A 26,459-nucleotide genomic window follows, 5' to 3' on the forward strand; every position below is an offset into this window, starting at 1 on the left:
GACGGAGCCAGTGGAGACGACGCGAATCAGCGATACCGCACTGATCTTCGAAGGTGGTGGGATGCGGGCTTCGCTCACCAGCGCCATGGCCGTCGTCTTACTCAACGAGGGTCTGTCGTTTGACTGGGTCGCTGGTATCAGTGCCGGCGCGTCCACTGCAGGGAACTACCTGTCCGGTGACAAGTGGCGAGTGCGTCGATCGTTCGTCGAATTCGCCAAGGAAGAAGAGTTCGGCGGGTGGCGGTACTTTGCTCGTGGCAAAGGCATGTTTCACGGCGAGTACATCTACCAGCGAGCAGGCGCACCCGACGAGGCATTGCCGTTCGATTGGGACAGCTTTGAGGCAAACCCCGGTGATATGCGGATCATCGCGTTCGACGCCGAGACCGGCGAAGAGGCAGTGTGGTCGAAGAAGGATACCCCGAATATCGACGAGCTGATGATCCGCGTGCAGGCTTCATCGACGATGCCGATTGTCATGCCACCGGTGCACCTCGATGGGCACGTGTACGTCGACGGTGCGATGGGGGAGGACGGCGGCATCGCGCTGAGCCAGGCTCAACGCGAAGGCTTCGAAAAGTTCGTCATCGTGCTGACTCAGGAACGTGGGTACAAGAAGGAGCCGCAACGATTCCCTGCAGTCTTTCGCGGCATCTTCCGAAAGTATCCGGCGCTGGCCGACGCCCTGCTGACTCGCTGGAAGCGATACAACGAGACTCGCGAACGCATCTTCGAACTCGAGGCCGAGGGCAAAGCACACGTTTTCGTCCCCGAATGCATGCCGGTCGATAACAGCACCCGCGACCTCTCGCGTCTGGCTGCCGCTCATCGGATGGGGTTGTCTCAGGCGCGGCGAGAGCTGCCGGCAATTCGGGAGTTCGTGGAGGCGCACTAGCGGCAGTAAAGCCAACTCAGACTCGCTTCCAGCCCACGCGCCGGTTGTGAATGGCAACAGCTTGCTCTATCCCTATTGATTGTGTTCTGTCCCCGAAGGCAAGCATAAATATCGCAAAAGGTGATGTCTGAATGTAGACAACGCACACAGTTGAAAATTTGGGAGCCGGTCGCAACGGTGGTTACTCCAAAACGTGCCGTGGCGAACCTTTCAATCAAAATCGGAAATTCGTAGGCAGGAAAGTAACCCGCTCGATCAGACCTTCCGTCCTCTAAACCATCTTGGATTCAATTGTGCTCTGTGCGTCTCAGTCGCTGCTCACCGCCTGAGTGCGGGACCACATGGACTGGAGCTCTTCGAGCATCGCTGCCGATCGTGCGGTGTCTACGTTGGCGATTGCCCCGACGATGCATTGTGCGACACTGACCGCGCACGTGACCGAGGCCATCGGGCCGAGTCCTTCGGACGGGACGAGGATGAGCTGATCGGCGAGTTCGGCAAGCTGCGAGTGCTGATCAGCAATCACGATGAGGTGGACGCCTCGTTCTTTGGCGATTTCGCAGAGCGGTAGGATGCTTGCACTCGTTTTCCAGATAGAGAAGGTGATGAGGCAATCCCCGGGTTTGAGCCGACGGACATCGTTGATCATCCGCGTCGCTGCACCGTCGCTGAGTGAGACGTTGTAGCCCAAGCCCTGGGCGTTGTGCGCCAGGATGATTCCTGGAGCTACATATGCGCCTGTGGCGAGGATCGTTGTCGTCGGTGCTTTGGCGATCATCATTGCGATTGTGGTCACCGATTCTTCGGATAGCGACTCGGCAAGGAGTCCGAGCAACTCAATGTCCTTGCCGATCGACGTCCCGGGTTGCCCCATGCCGGCCTCAGTGTTGCGAACAAAATGTTTGTCGGCGTCCAATGAGGACAGGAATCGGTTTCTGATCTCCGTAGACAGTTCCGACCAGCCCGTGAAGTCGATGGCCTGTGCGGCTCTGACGACGGTGGCGACATTCACTCCGGCCACCTCGGCGAGAGCTGCCGCGCTGCAGTACGACGCCATCTCGGGGTCATTTGCGATGGCTTTGAGCACGGACCTCGTTCCGGGGGAGAGTCTGCGCTGAGACATGAGGTGTTCGAGCCATGTCGCGATGATTTTCACTCTGCGTCTCCTATTGCAATGAACGTTGCGATCTGATTGTATACGAGGTGTGGTGAAGATCACGTGCACTTCATTTCGGACCCTCTGGAAGTGCCTACTGAAGCGACTTTTGTTGACGTGCTATGAGAGTGCAATCGTGCAACGGATACTGCAGCAGTGCGATTGTGCGGTGGCCTGCGCGCTCTGATCCACACATCATGACGGAACAGTCGAAGGAGGCTTTTCATGAAGAAGCGAGCGTTATCGATGGTTGCGATGGCCGCTGCCGCCACGATGCTTGTAAGCGCCTGTGGGAGTGGGAATTCAAGCAATGGGGGCGATGCTCAATCTGTAATCGATGACAAGACCGGCTTTGCCTCTTATACCGGCGAACCGCAGAAGGGCGGAGTTGTCGAAGTGCTGGGTGGAGTCGATTTTTCCCATTTGGACCCGGCCATGGGCAGCGACGGCAATGTCCTCAATCTCTACAACCTCCTCTACCGCAACCTCACTCAGTACAAGTACAACCGTGAGTCAGGTGAGCTAGAGCTTGTCGGTGACCTCGCCGAGGACACTGGCACGCCGAACGAGGACTCAACCGAGTGGACTTTCAAACTCAAAGAAGGCGTCACCTTCGAAGATGGATCACCGATTACTGCTGAAGACGTGAAGTTTGGCTTCGAGCATGCCTTTGACCCGTCATTGGCCATTGGGCTCGACTACCTACAGAATTACGTAAAAGGCGCCAAAGACTATGAAGGTGTATTCAAAGATCCCGAAGGTCTCGACTCAATCAAGGTAGTCGATGAACGCACGATCACGATTGAGACGAATGAGCCTATGGCGGACTTCCCCAACGTTGTCGCTACGGCGCCGGGCGCTCCTTTCCCGAAGGACAAGGTGACCAAGGTCGACCAGATCCAGAAGGACCCGATCTCGTCGGGCCCCTACAAAGTCGACGAGTACAAGCGCGGCGAGTCGCTTACCCTGGTCCGCAATGAGAACTGGAACGCCGAGACCGACGACATCCGTCCGGCCTATCCCGACGGCTTTAAGTTCACAGTCAGCCTCGATCAGAACACGATCGATCAGCGGATGATGTCCGGGCAGGGTGACGATGCCAATGCAGTCTCGTCTTCGACTAATCCGGTTGTGGCGGCCAATCTGGCGAAGATCACTCAGGATCCCAAGCTCTCAGAGCGCACAGTGCAGTCCAAGCCCTCCTGCAACTACTTCATGGTCATGAACAACACCAAAGAGCCGCTGGGCGATAAAAAGGTTCGGCAGGCCATCAACTGGGCCGTGGACAAGTCAAGCGTGATCAACGCCAGCGGCGGTCCGCAGCTGGCCGATGTCGCACCGAACCTGCTGCTGCCCAGCGTGCCGGACTACGACGACACCGACCCTTACGCCACCGAAGGAAACACCGGCGATCCGGAGAAGGCCAAGGCCATGCTCAAAGAAGCCGGGGCGGAGAATCTCAAGCTGACCATGGACGTGCGCGCGTTGCCGATGTGGGAGGCACAGGCCGAAGCGGTGCAGCAATCGCTGAAGAAGGTCGGCATCGAAGTCAAACTCAATGTCATCGACCAGGCGAAGTTCTACGAGGTCCTGGCCACCCCGAGCCAGCAGAACGAACTGGCGATCACCGGCTGGTGCTCCAATGGCTGGTTCTCCGGTGAACCGCTACTGGGACCCCTGTTCGACGGTGAGCGGATCACGGAGACCGGCAACCTCAACCAGTCCCAGATAGACGATCCGGCACTGAACAAGTCCCTCGCCGAGGCAGCCGTCATGCCCGATCTCGATGACAAGACCGCCGCCTACGCGAAGATCAACGAACAGGTCCTCGACCTCGCACCGGTCGTGCCCCTGGTCCGTCCGCGTCCGCTCCAGCTCGTCGGCTCCAACGTCGGCGGAGCCTTCGCCAACCCGTCCAAGACCGGATACATCGACTACTCGCAGCTGGGTCTTCTCAACCCGGAAGGATAGTTCACACGTGACTGCCTCGCTTTCCAACCAGGTCGAGGAGTTCGGTCGGCCCGACCCGGGGGAGGATTTCTCCCCCGGGGCGGGAGCCCTGAAGAGGATCCTTGGCAAACCCTCGGTGATCCTGTCCCTGGGGTTCCTCGTCTTCATCGTCCTCCTGGCGATCTTCGCCCCGCTCATCACCCAACTCTCCGGCTACAGCCCCTACGAATTCGACGAGGGAGCCGTCGACCCGGCCCTCGGCGGCCTGCCGCGCGGCCCACTCGGCGGCATCAGCGCCGACCACTGGATGGGCGTCGAACCCCAGAACGGCCGTGACATCTTCGCCCGCATAGCCTACGGAGCACGCGTCTCAATGCTCATCGGCATCGGCGCCACCGCCATCACTATGATCATCGGTGTCGTCATGGGCGTCATCGCCGGCTTCCTCGGCGGATTCGTCGATGCTGCGATCTCGCGGGTCATGGACTTCCTCATGGCCTTCCCGGCTCTCATCTTCATGATCGCCATCCTCTCTGCCCTGCCACAGGGCAACCGGCCGCTCCTGCTCGTCCTCGTCCTCAGTCTCTTCTCCTGGCCGGCCACGGCTCGCGTGATCCGCGGACAAACACTGTCGCTGAAGAACCGGGAATTCGTCGAGGCGGCTAAGACCTCCGGCGCGGATTGGGTTCCCCTGGTCTTCCGCGAGGTGCTGCCGAATCTCTCCGGCACAATCGTGGTCATGGCGACCCTTGCGGTGCCGACGTTCATCGCCACCGAGGCGGGGTTGTCCTTCCTCGGTGTGGGCATCACTCCACCCGATCCTTCGTGGGGGCAGATGATCGCTTCGGCGGTGACCTGGTACTCCAGTGATCCGATGTTCTTCGCGATTCCAGGCATGTTCCTCTTTCTTACAGTGCTCTCATTCACCGTGCTCGGGGACAACCTGCAGAAGATCTGGGCGGGAGGACTCTGATGGCCCTTTATCTCGTCAAACGACTGTTCGCGGCGCTCATCATCATGTTGCTCGTCGTCTTCTTCACCTTCGTCATCTTCTTCCAACTCTCTCCGGACCCGGCCGCCAGCATCTGTGGGCAGACCTGCACTCCGGAGAGGATCGAGGCGATCAGGGATCAGCTGGGGCTCAACGAACCGTTCTTCACCCAGTTCTTCACTTTCCTCGCCGCGATCTTCGTCGGCCGCGACTACGGTTCGGGTGCCTCAGCGGTTCACTGCAACGCCCCGTGCATAGGGTACTCGTTCCAGACCAACCAGGACGTCCTGCAAGGGATCATCGACCGCCTGCCCGTTTCGGTGACCATCGCCGTCGGAGCCGCGGTCCTGTGGCTGCTTTCCGGGGTGGCCGCCGGTGTGATCAGTGCCGTCAAGGAAGGCACTTGGTGGGACAAAGGAGCGATGATGTTCGCCCTGGCCGGGATCTCCCTGCCGAACTACTTCGTCGCCCTCGTCCTGCAGTACCTGCTCGTGGTCCAACTCCAATGGCTGCCGTTCCCGACAGTGGTGCCGTTCACCGACAGTCCTGTGCAGTGGTTCCAGGCCTACCTCATGCCGTGGATGGTGCTGGCGCTTATGTACGCGTCGATGTACGCCCGGCTGACCCGCACCAATGTCATCGACACCATGGGGGAGAACTTCATGCGCACTGCCCGGGCCAAGGGCCTGGGGCGCGGCGCCGTCCTCATCCGCCACGGACTGCGGCCTTCGCTGACACCGATCGTCACGCTCCTCGGCGTCGACTTCGCCACCCTGCTCGGCGGTGCTCTCATCACCGAGACGGTCTTCGGTCTCAACGGCGTCGGACGGTATGCCTATGATGCGATCGCCGTGAACGACCAGCCCGTGATCATGGGTGTGACCCTCGTGGCCGCCTTCGCCGTGATCATCGCCAACATCGTGGTCGACCTGCTCTACCGGGTGCTCGACCCCCGAGTGAGAGTGAGCAGCTCATGAGTGCACTATCCATTGAGACACCGGTCCTGTCCGTGCGTGACCTGCGCATCGAATTCCCCCTCGGCGTCGTCGTTGACGGCAGTTCGTTCGACATCGCCCGTGGCCAGACAATGGGTCTGGTCGGCGAATCAGGGTCGGGCAAGTCGATGACCTCGCTGGCGATTATGGGTCTGCTGCCGAAGGAGGCGACGACGACGGGTTCCGTCCGCTTCCACGGCGGCGAGCTGCTGCACCGCTCCGATGCCTCGATGCGGCGGACCCGTGGCGACCAGATCGCGATGATCTTCCAGGATCCGCTGTCCTCGCTCAACCCCTACTACACGGTCGGGTTCCAGATAGCCGAGGCCTACCGTGCCCACAAGGGAGGCACAAAGGCGGCGGCGATGACGAAGGCCGCCGAGGCGATGGATCGCGTCCGCATTCCCGATGCCGTCGGCCGCCTCGGACACTACCCCCATCAGTTCTCCGGGGGGATGCGCCAACGCGTGATGATCGCGATGGCGCTCGTGTGCGAACCCGACCTCATCATCGCCGACGAACCGACCACGGCCCTCGACGTCACCGTCCAGGCTCAGATCCTCGATCTGCTCACCGAGGTGCAGGAGATGACGCAGGCGGCAATGCTCTTCATCACCCACGACCTGGCCGTCGTCAGTCAGATCTCCGACCATGTCACGGTGATGCGCTACGGTCGGACCGTCGAACAGGGCACGGCGGAGCAGATCTTCTCGAACCCGCGCAACGACTACACCCGAGCGCTGCTGGCCGCGACCCCGCGCCTCGACGATGTCGTCGACTTGCCCGAGCCCATCCTCACGAACGGAGGTGAGTGAGCATGAGCGACACCGTCACACCGCTGCTGTCGGCGACCGCCCTGAGCAAGGAGTTCCGCACCGGCCGCAAGGAGGTCTTCACCGCGGTCGAAGGCGTGTCCTTCGACGTCCATCGGCGCCAGACGCTGGGCATCGTCGGCGAATCCGGGTCCGGCAAATCGACCACGGCCCGCATGATTGCCCGTCTCATCGACCCCACCTCCGGCTCGATCGAGTTCCAGGGTGAGGAGATCACGCAGCGTTCGGGGGCGGCCCTGCGGGACTTCCGCAGCGGGGTGCAGGTGGTCTTCCAGGACCCGTACTCCTCACTCAACCCGAGGCATACCGTCGAAGAGGTCGTCTCGGCCCCCTTGCGCTATCAGAAGCGGAATGTCGCCGGCGGCTACCGGCGCATGGTCAAGGCGGCGATGGAGCGAGTCGGGCTCAACCCCGATCACTCGGGTCGCTATCCGCGTCAGTTCTCCGGCGGGCAGGCCCAGCGCATCGGCATCGCTCGCGCTCTCATCGTCGAGCCGAAGCTCGTCATCTGCGACGAGGCGGTCTCGGCCCTCGACGTGTCTGTCCAGGCGCAGGTGCTCGAACTGCTCGTCGATTTGCAGCGTGAACGCGACATCTCCTATGTCTTCATCGCCCACGATCTGGCGGTCGTGCGACAGATCGCTCACAAGGTCGCCGTGATGCAGAAAGGCCGGATCGTCGAGCAGGGTCCGCGCGACGAGATCTTCGATGATCCGCAGCACGAGTACACGAAGACCCTGCTCTCGGCGGTCCCGAGCATCGATCCCCGCTGGGACGCGGGACGGCGCACCTGACAGGCACAGCTGCCTCGGCGATGGATCTCTGTTCCTCCACCGCTCATCCATTCTCCACCAACTCCTCACACAGGGAAGGACCTCAACCCCATCATGTCTGACGCACAGGATCAGCCACAGCCGACGAACACACCGCACCCGGTCGATGACTTCGTCACCACCGTTCACGATCTCGAACTGCCCACCGGAGTGCTCAGGTACCGGGCCCAGACGGGCCGGATGGTCGTCGGCTCCGAAGTCGTCGAGGACGGGGTCTTCGCCGGGCTCAAGCCGAAGGCGCAGATCTTCCTCACCTCCTACACCGCCATCGCCGAGGGCACCGAGGACGGCCAGGACGCCGGACGGCCGGTCGTCTTCGTCTTCAACGGCGGCCCCGGATCGTCCTCGGCGTGGATGCACATCGGTCTCTTCGGTCCCCGTCGCGTCGTGGCCAACGATGTCAACGATCGCACCCCGCCGCCCTACGGCCTCGTCGACAACATTGAAACCACGCTGGCTCATGCCGATCTCGTCTTCATCGACCCGGTGACCACGGGATACTCGCGCACCGCGGAGGGGGAGAAGCCCGAGGACTTCCACGGATTCACCGGGGACCGGGACGTCGTCGGTGAAGCGATCCGGCTGTGGCTGACGCGGAACAATCGGTGGATCTCGCCGAAGTTCCTCGCCGGAGAGTCCTACGGAACCACGCGGGCCGCGGCCCTGGCCGGGCATCTGGCCAAACGGCACGGCATAGCGTTCAACGGCATCCTCCTCATCTCGGCCGTCCTCGACTTCGCCACGATCGACTTCACGGAGGGCAACGAGGCTCCTTACATCCACTATCTGCCGACGTTCGCGGCCATTGCGCACTACCACGGCAAACACCCCGGACGGGAGCTCGAGGACGTCGTCGCCGAGGCCGCGGACTTCGCGTACGGGGACTTCAGTCGGGCCCTCGAGCGCGGACACCGGCTCGCCGACGCCGAGCGCGCTCAAGTCGGTGCGCGACTGGCCGAGCTCATCGGCCTCGATGAGGACTTCGTGGCGCTGGCCGATCTGCGCATCGACGAGTTCACCTTCTTCACCGAGCTGCTGCGCGATCAGCGGCTGCGCATCGGTCGTCTGGACTCCCGGTTTACCGCCCATCCGGGCAAGGTCGCCTCCGAGGTGCTCGGCGACGACCCGTCGTACCCGGCGATCCAATACCCGTACACCGTGGGAATCAACCATCTGCTGCGCGCCGAGCTCGGCTACGAATCGGATCTCACCTACGAGGTGCTCACGGGCCGGGTCCATCCCTGGTCGTACAAGGAGTTCGAGAACTCCACGGTCACCACAGCCGAGGACCTCGCCTTCGCGATGCGGATGAACCCGCACCTCAAGGTCTACGTCGCCTTCGGGTATCACGATTCGGCGACGCCGTTCGCCGCCTCGGAACACGTGCTCGCGCATCTGCGGATCTCCGATGAGTCCCATGACCAGATCGTCCGCCGCTACTACCCGGCCGGGCACATGATGTACGTCGACCAGCAGGTCCGAGTCGATCAGTTGCGCGACATTGACGACTTCATCTCATGGGCCTCCGGTGACGGGGACAAACCCGTCTCGAACAATCCCCTCTGAGCCAACTGTGCGGCCCGACGATGGGTCGCACGTGTCGCACCGATCACCATCGAGAACAGGAGTGCTCACGTGTCCGAACACCATGATCGTCAAGACGGTCGTGCCGAGGTCTCAGCGACGAGCCGACGGCTTGCCGAGATCATCGACGCCGAATGGACGTGGAGGGAGGCCGAATTCGGGACGCTGTCGCACCGCGCCTCCGTCGTCGACTTCCTGCCCGATGCCTCCGAGAAGGCGCAGCTGCGGCGTCAGCAGATGTGGGAGAAGACCCTCGGCGAGCTCGACGCGCTGACGCTCGACGACCTCACCGCCGAGGAGAAGGTCGACTTCGACGTCTACCACCAGCAGCTGACGACCCTCGTCGAGGCGCAGCGCCACCGCATTTGGGAGAGGCCGGCGACGGCGGATTCCGCGTTCTGGCGCTCGATGGCCTTCACCGCCTATCGTCTGGTGCTCGAGGATGCCGAGTCGGCTCGCGCGTATCTGCGCATGCTCGGAGACATCCCTCGGTACTTCGACCAGCAGATCGAGAATATGCGGGCCGGGGTGGCGCGCGGGTTCGGCCCGGCAAGGGTGTGCATGAGCGGCCGGGAGGAACCGGTGCGGGTCATCGCCGAGGCCGATGACGTCACCGAACTGTCGTTCTTCGGGCCGTTCCGACGGATCCCGTCGGTCGTGCCCGAGCAAGTGCGCACCGAACTCCACGAGGCGGCAGCGCAGGTGCTCTCGGCTGAGGTCGTTCCCGCCTACCGGAAGCTGCTCGAGTTCCTGACCACGGAGTATCTGCCGAATCTGCCGGAGTCGATCGCCGCGGTGGACCAGCCGGGCGGCCTCGAGTTCTACCGGTCCCAGATCAGGGAGTATTCGACGACGGATCTCAGCCCGCAGGAGATCTTCGACCTCGGACAGACAGAGGTGAAGAAGATCCGGGAGGAGATGGAGGACGTCGCCGCCGAGCTCGGCTATCCCGGTGACCTGCCGGGTCTGTTCGAGTTCATGCGCACGAGTCCGCAGTTCTACGCGACGACGAAGCGTCAGCTGCTGGCCGAAGCTGCATATACGTGCAAGGCCTTCGACCGGGTCGTCCATCAGTACTTCGGACGACTGCCGCAGCAGCGCTTCGCGATCATGGAGACACCGGCGGAAATCGCGAAGTTCGATACGTTCGGTCGCGGCGCCCCCGACCGGTACCTGCTCAATACGTACAACCTGCCGGCGCGGCCGCTGTATTCGCTGCCGTCTTTGACCCTGCACGAATCTGCGCCGGGCCATTCGTTCCAGATCTCGTTGGCGGAGGAGCTCGAGCTCAAGGACTTCCGGCGACTCTACATCTCAGCCTTCGGTGAGGGCTGGGGTCTCTACACCGAGCGGCTCGGCGATGAGATGGGGATGTACGAGACGCCTTTCGAGCGCATGGGCATGCTGTCGTTCCAGATGTGGCGGGCCGTGCGCCTCGTTGTCGATCCGGGCATGCATGCGCTCGGTTGGAGTCGGGAGCAGGCGCAGGACTTCCTGCGGGCCAATACGGCGATCGCCGAACATGAGATCGTCACGGAGATCGATCGCTACATCTCCTGGCCGGGTCAGGCCACGGCCTACTACCTCGGGCAGCTGACGATTCAGCAGCTGCGGCACGAGGCCGAGGAGACGCTGGGCGAGGACTTCTCGATCAGGGACTTCCATGACACGGTCCTCGGCATGGGCAGCGTGCCGCTCATCGTGCTACAAGCACATGTGCGTGCCTATATCCGTACGGCCGCCGCCGAGCGGCAGCCTCAGGCGGCCGCCGGCCACTGAGGATCTCGCCTCACACGACATCGACCCCGGTCGGACCATGAGTCCGGCCGGGGTCGAGCCATATCGATCAGTTCTGGGCGGACTTCTCCTCGGCGACCATGGCCTTGACGTCTTCACGAAGTTTCCGGGCGTCGTAGACGATGCCCGAGCGCAGGGTGTAGTCGACTCCGCCGACGCGGTTGAGGCCGGATTCTTCGGCTCGGAGGTGACCGTGGCCGTAGAGGACCTTGAAGTTGCTCAGCGGGTTGTCCTTGACGATGAGCAGGTCGGCGATCTTGCCGGGTTCGACCGAGCCGAGCTCGCCGTCGATGCCGAGCAGCTGGGCGCTGTTCAAGGTGGCGGCGCGGACAACTTCGAGGGGGTGGAAGCCGGCTTCGAGGAGGAGTTCGAGTTCTTCGATGAGGCCGAAGCCGAAGACCTTGTAGATGAAGCCCGAATCCGAGCCGGCCGTGACCAGGCCGCCGAGGTTCTTGTAGTCGTTGACGAAGGACATCCATTTGACGTAGGCGTGGCGCCACGCGATCTCGTCTTCGCTCGTCCAGTCGCCCATGTAGGAGCCGTGTTTATCGGCCGAGGGCTGGAAGAACTCCCACAGGGTGGGGGAGGTGTAGTCGGGGTGCCATTCGGAGGTGCGCACGCGGGCGGCATCGCGGGAGCCGATGTAGATGTTGAAGGTCGGGCTCAGTGCGGTGCCGAGTTCGAGGAGTTCGCCAAGCGTCTCCTGCCAGGCGTCGCTGCCGCGTTCGGCGGTCTGCAGCCACAGGTGGGCGCCTTGGCTGAAGCGCTGGGGTTCGCTGTTGTGGTTGTAGTCGGTGGGTACGTGCTGGAGGGTGCGGTCGCGGAACATCGCTTCGGGGATGCCGTACCAGTGTTCGATGCTGTTCAGTCCCCACCTCGCCGAGGTCAGCGCATTGACCTGCGCGGCCCGGCGCTGGTCGTGGTGGCAGGCGGTGCGCAGCCCGCGAGCTCGGGCGGCTTCGACGGCGGCCCCGAAAACGGAGGGGGAGGTGCCGAAGAATTTCACGCCGTTCGCACCGCGGTCCGCGACCTCGTTGACCCAGGCGGTCGCCTCGTCGGCGGTGACCGGGGTGGGCCCGTCGAGGGTTCCGGAGCGCAGGGCGGGGTAGATGTGCAGGCGTGGGGCTGCGATCTCGTTGGCCTCGGCGCGGCGGGCTTCGTTGACGGTCCAGTCGAGGCCGTTGAAGGCGCCGAGTTCGCGGATGGTGGTCACGCCGTGGCCGAGCCAGAGCTTGAAGACGTAGTCGGCGTTCGGGGCTTGGTCGGGTTTGCCGATGTGGGCGTGGGAGTCGATGAGTCCGGGCATGACGTAGGCGCCGTCGAGGTCCATGACTTCTGCGCCGTCGGTCGAGGGGCGTTCGGTGAGGCTGCTTGCCCCGTTGGGTTCCCAGATTCCGGTGATCCGGTCACCTTCGATGAGAATCTCCGCCGGCCCGTAGGGTGCGGCTCCGGTGCCGTCGATGATCATGGCATCGCGGAGGACGAGCCGGGCGTACGGTCCCGCTCCGGTGCTCCGGTCGGGGGCGGCGATCTGGCTAGTGGATCCGAGCGTCATTGACGGTCTCCTCAGGGTTTCGCGTTCGAGCGGCGTGCTCTTCGCTGAGCGTGGTCGATGCACTCTTCACGCTAGCCGAATATTCGCTGGTCAGCACAATGACCTCGCAATGCAGAACTCGTTCTCTTTTCGAACTCGTACGCGGCCAAATCGGTGGTCAGCCGGGGGTGCGCCAAAGCTCTCGTCGTTGCAAAGACGGTGCCGCCAGACATTGGGTAACGATGTTCCGTCTCCTATGATGTTCAACTTGATAGGACAAGTGCATAGATGTATGGTCAACCCATGGACGATTTGTTTCGGAGCATTCAGCGAGACCTCCAACGGCAGATCCGCTCAGGAGAACTTCCTGAAGGAGCGAAACTCCCCAGCGAGAATGAACTCTGCGCGCGGTACTCGGTGAGTCGGCCGACGGCACAACGAGCACTCAACGAGCTTGCCGCCGATGGGGTCGTCGTACGTCAGAAGGGCCGCGGGACATTCGTCGCGACTTCGCGGAAGCAGATCAATCTGCTGTCGTTCACCAACCCCGCCGTGGCCCGTCACGGAGGGCCCGGACGGCACGAGGTGCTCTCGGCCCAGGTGACTGTCGCTTCCGACGCGCTGCTGCCGCTTCCCGGAGTTGAGGCCGACACCGCAGTCACCGAAATCGTCCGTCTGAAGTTCGATGCTCTCGATCGTCCGCATGCGTTGGAGACACACGTCATCCTGTTCTCCGCCGCCCCGACGATTCTTCGCCAGAAGCTCGAAGACCTCGTCATCCTCGACCACCTGCAGTCCAGTGAAGTCGATGTGGATACTATTCGCGTTTATCTGGAGCCGACACTCGTCAGTGACCGTGAAGCCCAACTGCTCACGTGCGAGTCGAGAACACCGGCGCTGAGGCGTCGCCGTGAGCTGCGTGCACCAGACGACCAAGTGCTGGAGACGACAGCAACCTTGGTCCGACCGGGGACCTCCGAATTCTTCATCGAACTGCCCGCCAACTAACAACGAACGAATACAGAGGACCTCATATGCACATCATCGTCATCGGCTCAGGATTGCTCGGGCTCAGCACCGCCGACAATCTGGTGATGTCAGGTGCCGACGTCACGCTCGTCGATGCTCGAGACCTGGGTGCCGGCACCTCCGGCACGAGCTTCGCCTGGACGAACGCCAATGGAAAACTCGACCCCGCTTATCACGAACTCAACATCGCCGGAATGAAAGAGCACTCCCGACTCGCCGACACTCTGCCGGGGCCGCGCACGTACCATCGATCGAGCGGACTGCAGATGGCCGATGCGCGCCAGGCGCCGAAACTGGAGGAAAAGATCGCTCGCCTCAGCGAGCTCGGATATCCATCAGAGCTGCTCTCAGCCGACCGCGTAGGCGAGATCGCCGGAGACATCTCAGTTCCTGAGAACATCGAACTGATCGCGCATTTTCCATCAGAAGGATATGTGCTCACCGAACAGCTGCTGCACAACCTTCGTGCACACGCTGTCGAACATGGCGCGAAGCTGGTTAGAGGAACAGTCACCGAGGTGGACGAAGGTGGCGATCAAGTCGAGGTCCATCTCGGCGACGGGCGTGTGCTCTCAGCAGATCGAGTCGTGCTCGCCACAGGACGCTGGACGCAAGCGCTGGCTCAAGCCTCAGGATTCGAGACTCCGATGAACGATGAGATTGGCCGGGGATCTGCGGTGACGGGTCTCCTCGGCTATGTGAGGACGAACTCGACGCGGGTGAAGGCAGTCGTGCACACGCCCGAGCTGAATCTGCGACCGGGGGAGGACGGAACGATCGTCGTCCAGGCTCTCGACCTCAACCCGCGAGTCGACCCCGCGGCCCCACCAACTAACGAAGGACCATTTGCCAAGGAAATGGCAGAGAGATTCACTGCGGTGACCAACGATTCAACGCCCAACCTGATCGACCTTCGCGTGAGCTATCGGTCCCTGCCTGCCGACGGTTTCACGATCGCCGGATTCGCGGCGGGGCTATCTCGTACCTACTGCCTCGTCACACACAGCGGGATCACGCTTGGCCCGCTGCTCGGCCGCTTGGCTGCCGAGGAGCTCGTCGACGACAGCCAACAGGACTTGCTTGAGAATTTCCGCCCGACCCGGTTCGAATATGCCACGGCGACCGTCGGCCACCTAAGCCCGCCACTGCAGCTCGGCGATCAATAACACCACTTTCATGTCGATCAAAGGAGACCGATGACTTCACGAATCACCGCCGAACCCATTGTGCCGGAGCGGCTCCCACTGCTGTATCGAGCGATCGGCTTGATCGAGCGGATCGGAAATCTGCTTCCGCACCCGTTCTGGCTGTTCTGGATCATGGCTCTGCTGCTCGGCATCGTCAGCTGGGTGCTCTCGGGGGCCGGTGTCTCAGTGACGCTGCCCGAGTCCAATGAGGTCGTCGAGGTCAAAAACCTGCTGTCGACCGATGGTCTCAAATACGCCATCGAATCGGCGCTGGACAATTTCGCATCCTTCCCGCCCCTGGCGGTCGTGCTCGTGGTTCTACTCGGTGTGAGCGTCGCTGAGAAGAGCGGCGTGCTCGAAGCCCTCATCCGGCTGACGATCATCAGATTGCCCAAACGGTGGGTGACTTTCGCGATCGCCTTCAGCGGAATGATCGCCCACATCATGGGCGATGCTGCCTACTTGGTAATGATCCCGTTGGGAGCGATGGCCTTCAATGCTGCGGGACGGAGCCCAGTTCTCGGCGTGATGGTGGCTTACGCATCTGTATCCGCCGGTTTCAATGCGAGTCCACTTGTCACTCCCTCCGATGCGATCCGCTCTTCGCTGGCGTCGGCTGCGGCCCAGACGGTCGACTCGAGCGCTTCGATCACACCGGTGGCAACCTATTTCTTCTCGGCCACCTCGTCGCTGCTTCTCGCCGTGATCATCACCCTGGTCGTGGAACTCGTGCTCGCACGGCGAGAGGACTTCAAGGCCCCGGCAGAAGAAGCCGCGAACGACGGTGGAAATGCCGACTGCGAAGCCACCGCCAGTGAAGCCACCGGAATCGGTCGACCCGTGGAGGACCGCACCGAGTTGATGTCTCTCGACAACGGCCAGACTCGCGGCTTGTTGCGGGCAACGGCAGCCGGAGTGGTCTTCATCGGCGCAGTGGTCGTCATCCTGCTGCTGCCGGACTCACCATTCATCGAACCCGGGCAGCCGCTGGTCGAATCGATGGTCCTCGACAACATCGCGATCTTCATCTCTCTCTTCTTCACTCTGACGGGGATCATCTACGGATACAGCACCAAAGCATTCACCACCCTCAGAGCTGTTCCTGAGGCGATGATCGGCGGTGTGGTCAATCTTGCGCCCGTCATTGTCCTCTTCTTCGCCGTGGCCCAATTTCTCGCATACTTCAGCTGGACAGGGATCGGCTCGGTGCTTACAGTCAACGGCGCAGATCTGCTCCAGAGGCTCGAGGCCCCACACCTGGTCGTGCTCATTGTCATCATCGTCGGAGTGGCGTTTATCAACATGATCGTGACGAGTGGTTCGGCGATGTGGGCGATCTTTGCGCCCATCCTCGTACCGATGATGATGTACTACGGTGTTCGCCCTGAGGCCGCTATGGTGTCGTTCATGATCGGAGACTCAGTGACGAATGCCGTGACACCGATGAGCGCCTATTTCGTCCTCGCGCTCGGATTCGTTCAGCGATATCGTAAGGACGCGGGGATCGGCACACTCATGGCCTTCACGGTTCCGCTGTCGTTCGCGATCCTCATTGGCTGGGCTCTCTTCTTCTGCGTGTGGTATTTGCTGGGCATTCCGCTCGGCCCCGGGGTTGTTCTCCACTGATTTTGGAATCAGTGCAGGCCGACCGCGCTTATGGGGTCAGAGCGCCCCGCGAGTATCTGCGGGCTCGGCGGTTCAAGGTGGTGTTTCCAAAGAAGAGCACCCCGGAGGTACCGCGGGCCTCGTGGCGGTCGTCGACCAGCGTTCAGCGTCGTTATCGACCGACCTACAAGAATTGCGAGGCCCGCATTAGTTGCGACCGCCTATCCGGTCGCGATCGGCGCCATACCCCAGCTTCACTGAGATCTCCCGAGCAGCCGCCTTCATCACAGGCACCAACGCCTGCATCCGATCCTTCGGCATGAAGGGACGCGTCGCCGACAGTGAAATTCCGGCGACGATGTCTCCGCTGCCGTCCCGAACCGGAGCAGCCACACACCGGATCCCCGGCTCGTTCTCTTCGAGATCGAGCGATGCTCCGTCGCGGGTGTAGCCCTGCATCCGCTTGACGAATGCATCCACCGCAGCGGAGTCCGCACCAGGGTTCTCTGCAACGAACAAACGCTCCCACCGGTCATCCTGTCCCACCAACAGCGCCTTGCCGACACCGGTGCGTGTCATCGGCATCCTGTGGCCGATGCGTGAGCGCATCTCGGCCCCACGGGTACCTGGGATCTTATGGAGATAGAGCACCGACTCACCATCCTCGACCGAGAGATGGATCGTGTCCTGAGTCCGTTCAGCCAACGCCTCCAAGCTCTCCCTGGCTACGACCGGCAGCGGATCCTGATTGAGCGCGGTGAAACCATACTCGATCAGCGTCGGCCCGAGCCGAAACTCTCCCGGCGACCCATGTCGCAGATACCCCATCTGCACCAACAGCTGGATCATCCTGTGTGCACTCGACCGACCGATGCCCGTCGCCTCGACGATCGACTTCAGCGTCGTCGAGCCATGAGCCACGGCACTGACAATCTGCAGCCCTCTGGCCAAGGTCTGAGTGCCTTGCGGAATGGCTGCGCCAGCAACAGTTCCAGAATCTTCGATCATCACCCCAGTATGTCACCTATCCCACATATAGGGACACCGGTGGCGCATGGTGGAACACGTGCCCATAGTGGCTCTTATGGCAAATCTGGCACCATGCGAGGCCCCACAGATGATCGGCCTCGACTGGGGGACAAGCTCTCTGAGAGCCTTCCTCATCGGCAGCGACGGAAAGGTCCTCGCTGAACGCAACGGTTCCGACGGCATCATGGCCGTCAGCTCCGACACCACAGACCTCCGAGGCGACTTCTCCCGAATCGCTGAGACCGCGGCCGGTGATTGGCTCACCAGATACGGCCCCCTGCCGATGCTCGCCTGCGGAATGATCGGCTCAGCACAGGGTGTCGCCGAGGCTGGCTACCTTGATCTGCCCACCGACCTCGGCGACATGGGCGGGGAACTGACGACGGTCAACCTGACGAGCGGTGACCTCCACATCGTGCCCGGCCTGCAGAAAACCCCGACCGGGGCGACCGCGCCCGACGTCATCCGCGGGGAAGAGACCCAACTGCTCGGCCTCCTGGGCGAAGAAGAGACCGAACGCAGCACGGTGATCCTCCCCGGCACGCATACCAAATGGGTGAGCTGCCGAGGGCAGCGCGTCACCGACTTCACCACCTCGATGAGCGGAGAGCTCTTCGGCCTGCTCAGCACCTCATCGATCCTCAGCCGCCTTGCCGAACCCACCGAGAGCTTCCTTTCCGAGGCCTTCGACTGGGGACTGAACGTCGGAGGCGACACCCCCGCCGCAGTGACGTCCTCAATCTTCTCGGCCCGAACCTGGGCTCTCGACGGACGTCTGCGTGCCGAAGAAGTCAACGACTACCTCTCGGGCATGCTCATCGGCGCCGAGGTGGCTCACCAGCTCACCGTGGTCGCCGATTCGAGCGCCCCCGTTATCGTCTGCGGAACCACAGATCTGACAAAGCGCTACACCCTCGCACTGCACCGAGCGGGCCGAGAGACGATCAACGCGAATCCGCGCGCTGCGGCCACCGGACTCTTCCGCATCGCCGAACAATCCGGCCTCATACCGACCAAGGAGCACACTCATGCCTGACTCTGTCCCCTCCGGCCTCATCGCCATCCTCCGCGGTGTCCGCCCTGACGAAGTCCTCGACATCGCCGAAGGCATCGTCGCCGCCGGGTTCTCCGCCATCGAGGTTCCGCTCAACTCGCCCGACCCGCTCGACTCGATCACCGCATTAATCGAACGGTTCGGCAACGACCTGGAGATCGGTGCCGGCACCGTGCTCACCGCCAATCAGGTCCGCGACTGCGAGCGAGCCGGTGCCCGCATCATCGTCGCACCCGACACTGACACCGAAGTCATCCAGACCGCGCTCGCAATGGGGCTCACCCCGTACCCGGGAGCCGCGACCCCGACCGAAGCGTTCGCTGCCATCAAGGCAGGTGCCACCAAGGTCAAACTCTTCCCCTCCTCGGCCGTGGGGATCAGCGGAATGAAGGCCTGGAGCGAAGTGCTGCCTGCCGGCACCGAGCTCTTCCCCGTCGGGGGAGTAGGAGCCGACAACGCAGCCGAGTGGCGGGGCGCCGGAGCCGCGGGCCTTGGCCTGGGGTCCTCGCTCTATCGCCGAGGCGACCGCCCCGACGACGTACGTGTGCGGGCCGAGGCGATCGCCTCGGCGTGGGCGCACACCAACTGAACACCGATACATCAACGACAACACCCGAACGAAAGGCCAGACCAATGAAGATCACGTCGATGACGACGTACACAGTGCCGCCTCGGTGGCTGTTCCTCAAGATCGAAACCGATGAAGGGATCGTGGGGTGGGGTGAACCCATCATCGAAGGTAAGGCAGCCACCGTTGCTGCCGCCGTTGATGAGCTTTCCGACCTGCTCATCGGCAAGGATCCTGCGAACATCGAGGACCTGTGGACGATCATGTACCGCGGTGGCTTCTACCGCGGTGGTCCCATCCTCATGAGTGCGATCTCCGGAATCGATCAGGCACTGTGGGACATCAAGGGCAAGGCGCTCGGCCAGCCTGTGCATCAGCTGCTCGGCGGGAAGGTCCGGGATCGGATCCGCACCTACTCGTGGATCGGCGGAGACCGTCCAGGCGATACCGCGGCAGCCGCACTTGAGACGAAGAACCGCGGCTTCACCGCTGTGAAGATGAACGCCACCGAGGAGCTGCAGTTCATCGATTCCTACACCAAGGTCGACCAGGTCATCGAGAACGTCCAGGCGATCCGGGAGGCCACCGGCGACGATTTTGGCATCGGTGTCGACTTCCACGGTCGCGCGCACAAGCCGATGGCCAAGGTTCTCATCAAGGAACTTGAACCCTACCGGCTGCTCTTCATCGAAGAACCGGTGCTCTCCGAACACTTCGGCTCACTGCGCGACGTCATGGCGAACACGCCGACGCCGATCGCACTGGGGGAGAGGCTCTTCTCTCGGTGGGACTTCCGTGAGGTGGTCGCCTCCGGCGCCGTCGACATCATCCAGCCGGACGTCTCCCACGCCGGCGGCATCACCGAGACGCGGAAGATTGCGATGATGGCTGAAGCCTACGATGTGGCGCTCGCGCTGCACTGCCCTCTGGGGCCGATCGCACTTGCCTCCTGCCTGCAGGTCGATGCCGGCAGCTACAACGCCTTCATCCAGGAACAGAGCCTGGGCATCCACTACAACACGAGCAACGATCTACTCGACTATGTCACCGACCCGTCGGTGTTCAACTACGACGACGGCATGATCGACATCCCGTCTGGCCCCGGTCTGGGCATCGAGGTCAACGAAGAGTATGTCATCGAGCGCTCGGCCGAAGGACACCGGTGGCGCAACCCGATCTGGCGCCACACCGACGGCTCCTTCGCGGAGTGGTGAGGAGAGACCCATGACGAAACTCGACACCGCAGTCACCACTCGTCCCACACGGATCCGCTACATCATCGCGGTTCTGCTCTTCATCACCGTCGTCATCAACTACATGGACCGGGCAAACCTGTCCATTGCGATGCCGGCACTGTCTCAGGAATTCGATCTGACCACGGGGCAGCAGGGTCTGCTGCTCTCTGCGTTCGGATGGACCTACGCTGCGATGCAGCTGCCAGGCGGATGGCTCGTCGACCGCGTGCGACCACGCGTGCTCTACGCCTCGTGCCTGGTGCTGTGGTCCCTGGCCACATTGTTCATGGGAATGTCCGGCGGATTCGTCGCCCTCATAATCCTCCGGCTCATGGTCGGTGGGTTCGAAGCGCCCGCCTATCCCATCAACAACAAGGTCGCCACCGCGTGGTTCCCGGAGCGCGAACGCGGACGAGTCATCGCCTTCTACACCTCGGGTCAGTTCATCGGACTGGCGCTGCTCACCCCTGTGCTGTCGTGGCTGCAGACGGTGCTCACCTGGCACTGGGTATTCATCCTCACCGGCGTCGTCGGCATCATTTGGGCCGCGATCTGGTGGTTCGTCTACCGCGAGCCGCGCGACAAGACGGGCGTCAACCAGGCAGAGATCGATCTCATCGCCTCGGGCGGGGGACTGGTCGATGTCGAGACAGGAGTGAAGAAAGCAGCGAAGCCGAAGCTCAAGTGGTCGGACGTTAAGGTCGTGCTGACACGGCGGAAGCTGTGGGGAATCTACCTCGGCCAGTTCTGCCTGACCTCGACGCTGTGGTTCTTCCTCACCTGGTTCCCGACCTACCTCGTCGACTACAGGGGGATGGACTACATCGAGTCAGGCTTCATGGCGTCATTGCCTTTCATTGCAGCGCTCGTCGGTGTGCTTCTCTCCGGGTGGGTCTCCGATCTCATGGTGAAAAAGGGGCTGTCACTGGGTACGGCACGAAAGCTGCCGATCATCATCGGTCTGGCGATGACGGTGTTCATGCTCGGAGCCAATTACACTCATTCGTCCGCGTGGGTCATCGTCTTCATGTCGATTGCGTTTTTTGGCAACGGCTTCGCTTCGATCACCTGGTCGCTGGTGTCTGCGCTGGCTCCGGAACGACTGTTGGGACTGACCGGAGGCATGTTCAACTTCATCGGCAACCTCTCGTCGATCGCGACCCCGATTGTCATCGGATTCCTCGTCACGGATATCGACTTCGCTCCGGCCTTCGTCTACATGGCTGCAGTCACTATCTTCGGCGTTTTGGCGTACGTGTTCCTCGTTGGGAAGGTTGAGCGCGTCGAAGAATAGGGGACCGGAGTTTGGGTCTCATCCTTTCGGCGGGTTGAGGGCTGTCGCAACGTCGTTACGACAGCCCTCAGCGCGTTTGGTTATAGGTCGGACGGTGACGACCCGAGGCGTTCACTCTGATACAACTACGTTGGTTGGGCCCGGCCCTTGTGCAGGTCAAATGTAGTTGAGCCGAGCTTGTGCCGAGTCTCCAATGATGCAGGTCTTTCGCCTGCCTATTGTCGCTCTTGCATCCTGACCGGCTGTGAAGCCGCTTAACCTACAACGACACGCTCTAACTGGGCAGTTGGTGAACCACGAGCCGGTTGGATCAAGCCCGGTGAGCTTCATCGTCGAGCTGATTGCGGCCCCGGCATGGAGGATACATCGGTGACGCGGCGTTGGTCTTGGAATTGCGTGATGCCAGTGCATCGTCTGAAGCTCTTTCGAATGGTGCTCGCAGCAATTGATCCCGAGCGGAAGCCAGTCGCCGATTTCTGAGTCTGTTCGAAGCACACTATTCTTCTAACAGATGTTCCACTCGTGCGTAGCTCGGCAAAGGAGCCTGTAATGGAATTGAACGTGTCTGCTGGTGTGATGATGGCGGATGCAATGGGCTCGGTTTACCGATCTTGGAGCGATGCAACTAAGAGGCGCTACGAAGCACTCGCCCAGCATCAGCTTGGATTCGTTCTCAGACAGCAGGGTGAATTGGCACTTTTCGTCCGGTATGTCTTGAAGCGGCGCGCCAGTGGATGGCTGACAGTCAGCGAGGAGCGACTCTCTTCGAGCGGCCGTCGCTTCGACCATGAAATCAGTGATGCGCAGGATCATGTAATCGCTGTCATCGAGGACAAGATCTTCGCCGGATTCTCACCTGGGCAGATCGAAGCCTACGCAAACGACATCGGTGATGCCAATCGGCGGCCAGTCGTGCTCGTGCTGCTCCCTGAGCACAGGAAACCTTCGTTGAGTGAACTGCGAAGAGTCACCCCTAAGGTTGAAGTCAAAGTAGAGAGTTGGAAAGCCGTCTGCACTACTATGGCGGCCGTATCACCCAACGAACATCTGTGGAGAACTCTCGGTGACTTCGCTGAGCAGGCAGGTTTGCCGTCGCTACAGGATCTCCCGTCGACCGAAGGGATGAACGATTCTGATCTCGGACGAGACGCGGGCGACCTTGTGCGCTCAGCCCAAGCCGTGGCAAAACAGTATTGGGGCAATGAGCGAAGTCCACTGAACTTTTCTTTCCATGGAGGCAACCAGCGGGTATGGATACAGTCAGGAATGACGAGTTCAAACTACGGTGTGGAGTTAGACTTCGAATCTAGCCACTGTATTTATGTGGCAAAGAATCGGCCGTCAGATTGGTACGCCATGATGATTGGTCAGTTCCGGGGTGGCATTCTGTCGCGACAGGCGGTGGACCGCATCGAGCGTTGGCGACGAAGTGCCGCCAGTAAGTACCCGACTCGGGAGCTTGATCGATTCTTTGAGGGGTTGCGTTGGTTGGGCACTCGACCGGATCAGTACACCTCGGAAGCGCTCAGAGTGACGGCTGCGGTTTTCCAACCCAGATATTTGACAGGTGCAGCTGTCGAAGCGACCCGCGTCAGGAGTGCACGTGGCAGCCGGCTCGGTGCAGTTCTCACTCTTGAGGCCGGCAACCGTAAGCGCGAAGTCAGTGCTTTCATTGGTCCTCCTCACGACGAAGACTGGGACCGAGTCGCTGTCTACATCAGCGCTGATTGGAAGGACACTCCCGTGACCGCGTTGCGAAGTGAGAGCGGTCCTGACTATGTGAGAAGGGTTTGGTCGAAACTTCGTACGGTGCTACATGAATAGCACCGCGGCAGTTCTGTCAGCATGTAGCCGCGATCAGATGAAGTGCTTGCCTCGGTCTCAGAATTTCAGCGCGTTATCCCGCAAATGTTCGAGTCTCATGTTGATCGCTTCCGTGGGCCCGTTTGGCCTTCTCTGGGCAATCGAAACACGCCAGAACGTCGAGCAGTCTTCGTCGAAACGTTGCTTGTAGACTCCGCGGTTCTTTCACCACGTTCGAAAAGGTCTTTGCTGGCTTGACTATCAACTGGCATATGAGAGTGTTCCCCGCCGCTAGTGTGGCCCTCCGGCGCATGTCGACCCCAACGAATCAATCTAGCCAAGTCGTGATCTGCTCAAGCTGCGCACGAAGCAAGTCCCAGGGCAGGTTGAGGTCCAAGGTGCGCGCGGATATTCGATTGCCTTGAATGGTGACGTCGAAGTCGGGGTCTAGCCCTGCATCGGCTCTTGCGTAGAGCAGCATTCCGCTGACTGACCCGTCACGTCCGATGAGATTTCTTTCCCCGTTCGGCCTGTGAGGGGGAGCTCCGGCTTGGTGTCGCGATAAGTAGGAACCGATCCAATTCCAACAGGCTTCGAGCCCCGGTCCGTTCCCGTTGTCGCGGATACAGGAGCTGGGCATGGCAGCGCAGAACAACTCCGGCTGATGCATGAGTCATCAGGTTTGGTTGCTGCAACCCGGCGTACATTGCCGCTACCGTTTCAGTACACGCGCGCTACCGGAAGCCACTTCCCTACAGGGACTTTCACCCGTGGCAGGAAGGGATTCGAAGCTCTCGATAGCTATGTCATAGGCGTGTGGTTCACTGAACCTAAGGCGATGTTGTCCCGAGAGACAGGTATGTGAATGGGCAAAAAACAACTGCGCAAAATCACCTTGGGGTTCACGGTGTTGGAATGTCAACGATGCGGCGATCAGCGGCTCGCGACGCAGCGATGCGATACGTGCCAAGCCTCCCCAAAGGCACACGAGACGCAAAACGACTTACAACGTCGCCGGCGGGTCGTCGCTGAGTTTCGTCGTGATCGCGCGAACGTTGACCCTCAAGTATTGAACGCACAACTCAGAAATGAAGATCGTAGCCACTATATCGATTCCGTAATTGAGGCAATTGCAGAGGTTGCTCGTTCACGTCGAGACGCCACGCAACTGCTTTCAGCTATGTCAGCGCTAGACCAATATGTTGCAGCGTGGCAGCTGGCACTGCCACGACCCATGCGCAATGAGGGCAAGCTGCGGGCGCAAGCGATGTCTCTTGTAGCTGAGGGGGCTGAGAACCTCATCTCCACGCTTATCGCATCGAACATTCTGGAAGCGCAACGTTTTGAAGAACTGGCACAGCAGAAGTGGGACCGGGCTGAAGAGTTATTTGCTGATATTGAAAAGCTAGAGAAGCTTTGCGAGACCATCTCGGCTGTTAATGCAAGTCGGGTACTGAATACCCTTGGCCAAAAGGCGCGAGAATTTGCAGTTCCCGAACACACGCTGCATGCACTTGATGCCGCGCTAGTAGAGGCAACGGGACGTGATGCGGAGTCGTACAGCGGGATGGGGCTGCAGCTATGGACAGTCCGTCAGCTTTCGCTCGGCGCCTTCGACGCTGATATGGCCGCCGAGATCATTCGGACTACTGAACGCGCTGTGTTAGCCAATCCGGCGTGTGGCGAGCTGTTCGAAAGCGAGCTGTGGAAGCGAGGGTATGCGCGCTCGTCGGCGCTGATGTCGGGAGCACTTGCGAACGTTCAACGAGCGTTGACTGACTCTCAAGCGACCTCCCTGGAGATGGCTCACGAGATGGTCAGCGCCGTCACGACGTACAGAGACAGCACGATTCGTCATGCTCTAGCAAGCATGTTCGCGTCCTCCGTGGCAGAGTACGCGAGGATGACGAGTAGTAATGCAGGTAAGTTGATCAAGAAGGCAGCGAGTACACATCCGCATCTCTACCTCAACGAAAATCTCACAGATTCGTTCCGGAAGGCTGGGGCACACGCCGATACCGACTTTGCGGGAGGCCGTTACCTAGTCGGTGGCGAGAATCTCACCGAAGAGGAGTTCCTAGATCGATACTTGGCCTACGTCGAGAGTGCAGTGTCCATGCAAGTAGGGGTCACTTCAGCGGCCGTGAGTTTAGGGCTCGACATAGACACCAATCGATATCTCTCACCGCGTGACCGAGAAGTAGCAATAGCCGGCCTAATTGGAATCTACGATCTATGCTTCGAAGATCTAAGAGAGGATGGCAGTACCATCCGTGTGGATGCTAGAGGGCCGGAGTCGGATTGGATGCCGTTGGCCGCAAGCATCAGCGGAATAGTAGGCGATCACATCGAAGATCTCAAGCTTCGAGTTACCGACGGCGGCGAAACATACACCCTCGAAGTACATCTACCTACAGTGAGAATTATGTCCGGCGGGATTGAGGACGTGCCAGTTCGAGAGGCGATACTTCGCATGGCTGACATTGCATCACTAAGTCGGCTCAACCGAGAGTCAATTTTGCCACTGAGTACATGGTCCAGCATGCTCGACGCTCTCGAGAAGGAATTGGAGCACGCGCAGCCAGCCGAGTGGATCAGGTCACTAAGGCGATTTCGAGCAGCCGCAGCGGAGGCCGGGATGGTGCAAGTCGCAAGCAGTTGCACAAACGCCATTCGTGCGCGACGAAGGAGTATCTCACTCGCGCCCCTAAATTGTAGGGAAGTGGCTTCCGGTAGCGCGCGTGTACTGAAACGGTAGCGGCAATGTACGCCGGGTAGCAGCAACCAAACCTGATGACTCATGCATCAGCCGGAGTTGTTCTGCGCTGCCATGCCCAGCTCCTGTATCCGCGACAACGGGAACGGACCGCCATTGCACTCGTGACCCTCTCGTCGGGTCCCGCGCGCGGTGTGGGCGACGTCCAGGGAAGTAGAAAGAATGTCTAGATCGTCCGGTCCACCAACAATTCCACCGAGGGGCTCCCGTGGCAAGTGCTTTCGCGATGCAGTTTAGCCCGAGCACGAGCTGCCCCAAAGACTGCGGTACTTGTACGTGGTGCGCAGCTGATGTTGGTCGGCTGACACTCG

General features: G+C 61.1%; 20 protein-coding genes. 17 read left to right on the forward strand and 3 right to left on the reverse strand.

The genetic code is table 11. From position 1 onward, the window contains the following. The first annotated feature begins 10 nt into the window (after positions 1–10). Positions 11–895 (forward strand): patatin-like phospholipase family protein, encoded by an 885-nt coding sequence (locus HK353_RS13660; protein WP_342589932.1) that lies wholly within the window; start codon positions 11–13, stop codon positions 893–895. 307 nt (positions 896–1,202) lie between these two features. Here HK353_RS13660 and HK353_RS13665 read toward each other — a convergent pair whose 3' ends face one another. Next, the gene (locus tag HK353_RS13665) at positions 1,203–2,051 is read right to left on the reverse strand and encodes a MurR/RpiR family transcriptional regulator (RefSeq protein WP_173156968.1); all 849 of its coding nucleotides are present in this window, start codon (positions 2,049–2,051) and stop codon (positions 1,203–1,205) included. 225 nt (positions 2,052–2,276) lie between these two features. On the opposite strand from HK353_RS13665, the gene HK353_RS17160 reads away from it, so the two are divergent. The 7 genes from HK353_RS17160 to HK353_RS13695 all read left to right on the forward strand — a co-directional run bounded on the left by HK353_RS17160 (position 2,277) and on the right by HK353_RS13695 (position 11,016). Beyond that, positions 2,277–4,022, forward strand: a complete 1,746-nt coding sequence (locus HK353_RS17160) for an ABC transporter substrate-binding protein (protein ID WP_245396021.1) — start codon at positions 2,277–2,279, stop codon at positions 4,020–4,022. A 7-nt stretch (positions 4,023–4,029) separates the two neighbouring features. After that, positions 4,030–4,974 carry an ABC transporter permease gene (locus HK353_RS17495; protein ID WP_342589933.1) on the forward strand — a complete coding sequence of 315 codons (945 nt, stop codon included), beginning with the start codon at positions 4,030–4,032 and terminating at the stop codon, positions 4,972–4,974. Further along, complete coding sequence (locus tag HK353_RS13675) at positions 4,974–5,969, forward strand: ABC transporter permease (protein ID WP_173156972.1); 996 nt, start codon at positions 4,974–4,976, stop codon at positions 5,967–5,969. The genes HK353_RS17495 and HK353_RS13675 overlap by 1 nt, the downstream gene beginning before the upstream one ends. Beyond that, positions 5,966–6,802: an ABC transporter ATP-binding protein gene (locus tag HK353_RS13680; protein ID WP_173156974.1), complete on the forward strand. Its 837-nt coding sequence runs from the start codon at positions 5,966–5,968 to the stop codon at positions 6,800–6,802. Before HK353_RS13675 ends, HK353_RS13680 begins: the two co-directional genes overlap by 4 nt. Before the next feature lie 2 nt (positions 6,803–6,804). Then, positions 6,805–7,614, forward strand: a complete 810-nt coding sequence (locus tag HK353_RS13685) for an ATP-binding cassette domain-containing protein (RefSeq protein WP_039206738.1) — start codon at positions 6,805–6,807, stop codon at positions 7,612–7,614. Positions 7,615–7,707: 93 nt separating this feature from the next. After that, positions 7,708–9,219, forward strand: coding sequence for a S10 family peptidase (locus HK353_RS13690; RefSeq protein WP_173156976.1), 1,512 nt, complete (start codon positions 7,708–7,710; stop codon positions 9,217–9,219). Between the two features lie 69 nt (positions 9,220–9,288). Then, positions 9,289–11,016: a DUF885 domain-containing protein gene (locus tag HK353_RS13695; protein ID WP_217278471.1), complete on the forward strand. Its 1,728-nt coding sequence runs from the start codon at positions 9,289–9,291 to the stop codon at positions 11,014–11,016. A 67-nt stretch (positions 11,017–11,083) separates the two neighbouring features. Here HK353_RS13695 and HK353_RS13700 read toward each other — a convergent pair whose 3' ends face one another. Continuing rightward, entirely contained in the window at positions 11,084–12,589 is a 1,506-nt protein-coding gene (locus HK353_RS13700) for an amidohydrolase family protein (protein ID WP_173156978.1), read from the reverse strand. A 282-nt stretch (positions 12,590–12,871) separates the two neighbouring features. Here HK353_RS13700 and HK353_RS13705 point away from each other — a divergent pair, with 282 nt between their 5' ends. The 3 genes from HK353_RS13705 to HK353_RS13715 are packed head-to-tail and all read left to right on the forward strand — an operon-like array spanning position 12,872 to position 16,410. Then, the gene (locus HK353_RS13705; protein WP_173156980.1) at positions 12,872–13,576 is read left to right on the forward strand and encodes a GntR family transcriptional regulator; all 705 of its coding nucleotides are present in this window, start codon (positions 12,872–12,874) and stop codon (positions 13,574–13,576) included. Between the two features lie 26 nt (positions 13,577–13,602). After that, complete coding sequence (locus HK353_RS13710; RefSeq protein WP_096161275.1) at positions 13,603–14,763, forward strand: NAD(P)/FAD-dependent oxidoreductase; 1,161 nt, start codon at positions 13,603–13,605, stop codon at positions 14,761–14,763. A gap of 30 nt (positions 14,764–14,793) precedes the next feature. After that, positions 14,794–16,410, forward strand: coding sequence for an AbgT family transporter (locus tag HK353_RS13715; protein ID WP_173156982.1), 1,617 nt, complete (start codon positions 14,794–14,796; stop codon positions 16,408–16,410). 186 nt (positions 16,411–16,596) lie between these two features. Here the strand turns inward: HK353_RS13715 and HK353_RS13720 are convergent, their stop codons facing one another. Beyond that, entirely contained in the window at positions 16,597–17,397 is an 801-nt protein-coding gene (locus tag HK353_RS13720; protein ID WP_173157028.1) for an IclR family transcriptional regulator, read from the reverse strand. A 76-nt stretch (positions 17,398–17,473) separates the two neighbouring features. Here HK353_RS13720 and HK353_RS13725 point away from each other — a divergent pair, with 76 nt between their 5' ends. The 6 genes from HK353_RS13725 to HK353_RS13750 all read left to right on the forward strand — a co-directional run bounded on the left by HK353_RS13725 (position 17,474) and on the right by HK353_RS13750 (position 26,130). After that, on the forward strand, positions 17,474–18,454 hold the full coding sequence (locus HK353_RS13725; protein WP_173156984.1) for a 2-dehydro-3-deoxygalactonokinase: 981 nt from the start codon (positions 17,474–17,476) through the stop codon (positions 18,452–18,454). Then, the gene (locus HK353_RS13730) at positions 18,447–19,061 is read left to right on the forward strand and encodes a 2-dehydro-3-deoxy-6-phosphogalactonate aldolase (RefSeq protein WP_173156986.1); all 615 of its coding nucleotides are present in this window, start codon (positions 18,447–18,449) and stop codon (positions 19,059–19,061) included. The genes HK353_RS13725 and HK353_RS13730 overlap by 8 nt, the downstream gene beginning before the upstream one ends. Next, positions 19,043–20,254, forward strand: coding sequence for a galactonate dehydratase (gene dgoD, locus HK353_RS13735; protein WP_342589934.1), 1,212 nt, complete (start codon positions 19,043–19,045; stop codon positions 20,252–20,254). Before HK353_RS13730 ends, dgoD begins: the two co-directional genes overlap by 19 nt. Positions 20,255–20,264: 10 nt before the next feature. Further along, positions 20,265–21,569 carry an MFS transporter gene (locus tag HK353_RS13740; RefSeq protein WP_173156990.1) on the forward strand — a complete coding sequence of 435 codons (1,305 nt, stop codon included), beginning with the start codon at positions 20,265–20,267 and terminating at the stop codon, positions 21,567–21,569. A 549-nt stretch (positions 21,570–22,118) separates the two neighbouring features. Then, positions 22,119–23,393, forward strand: coding sequence for a PDDEXK-like family protein (locus HK353_RS13745; protein WP_173156992.1), 1,275 nt, complete (start codon positions 22,119–22,121; stop codon positions 23,391–23,393). 844 nt (positions 23,394–24,237) lie between these two features. Continuing rightward, positions 24,238–26,130, forward strand: a complete 1,893-nt coding sequence (locus tag HK353_RS13750) for a hypothetical protein (protein WP_173156994.1) — start codon at positions 24,238–24,240, stop codon at positions 26,128–26,130. Positions 26,131–26,459 lie beyond the last annotated feature (329 nt).

Origin of the sequence: Brevibacterium permense, from assembly GCF_013280495.1 — a bacterium.
Classification (GTDB): Bacteria; Actinomycetota; Actinomycetes; order Actinomycetales; family Brevibacteriaceae; genus Brevibacterium; species Brevibacterium permense.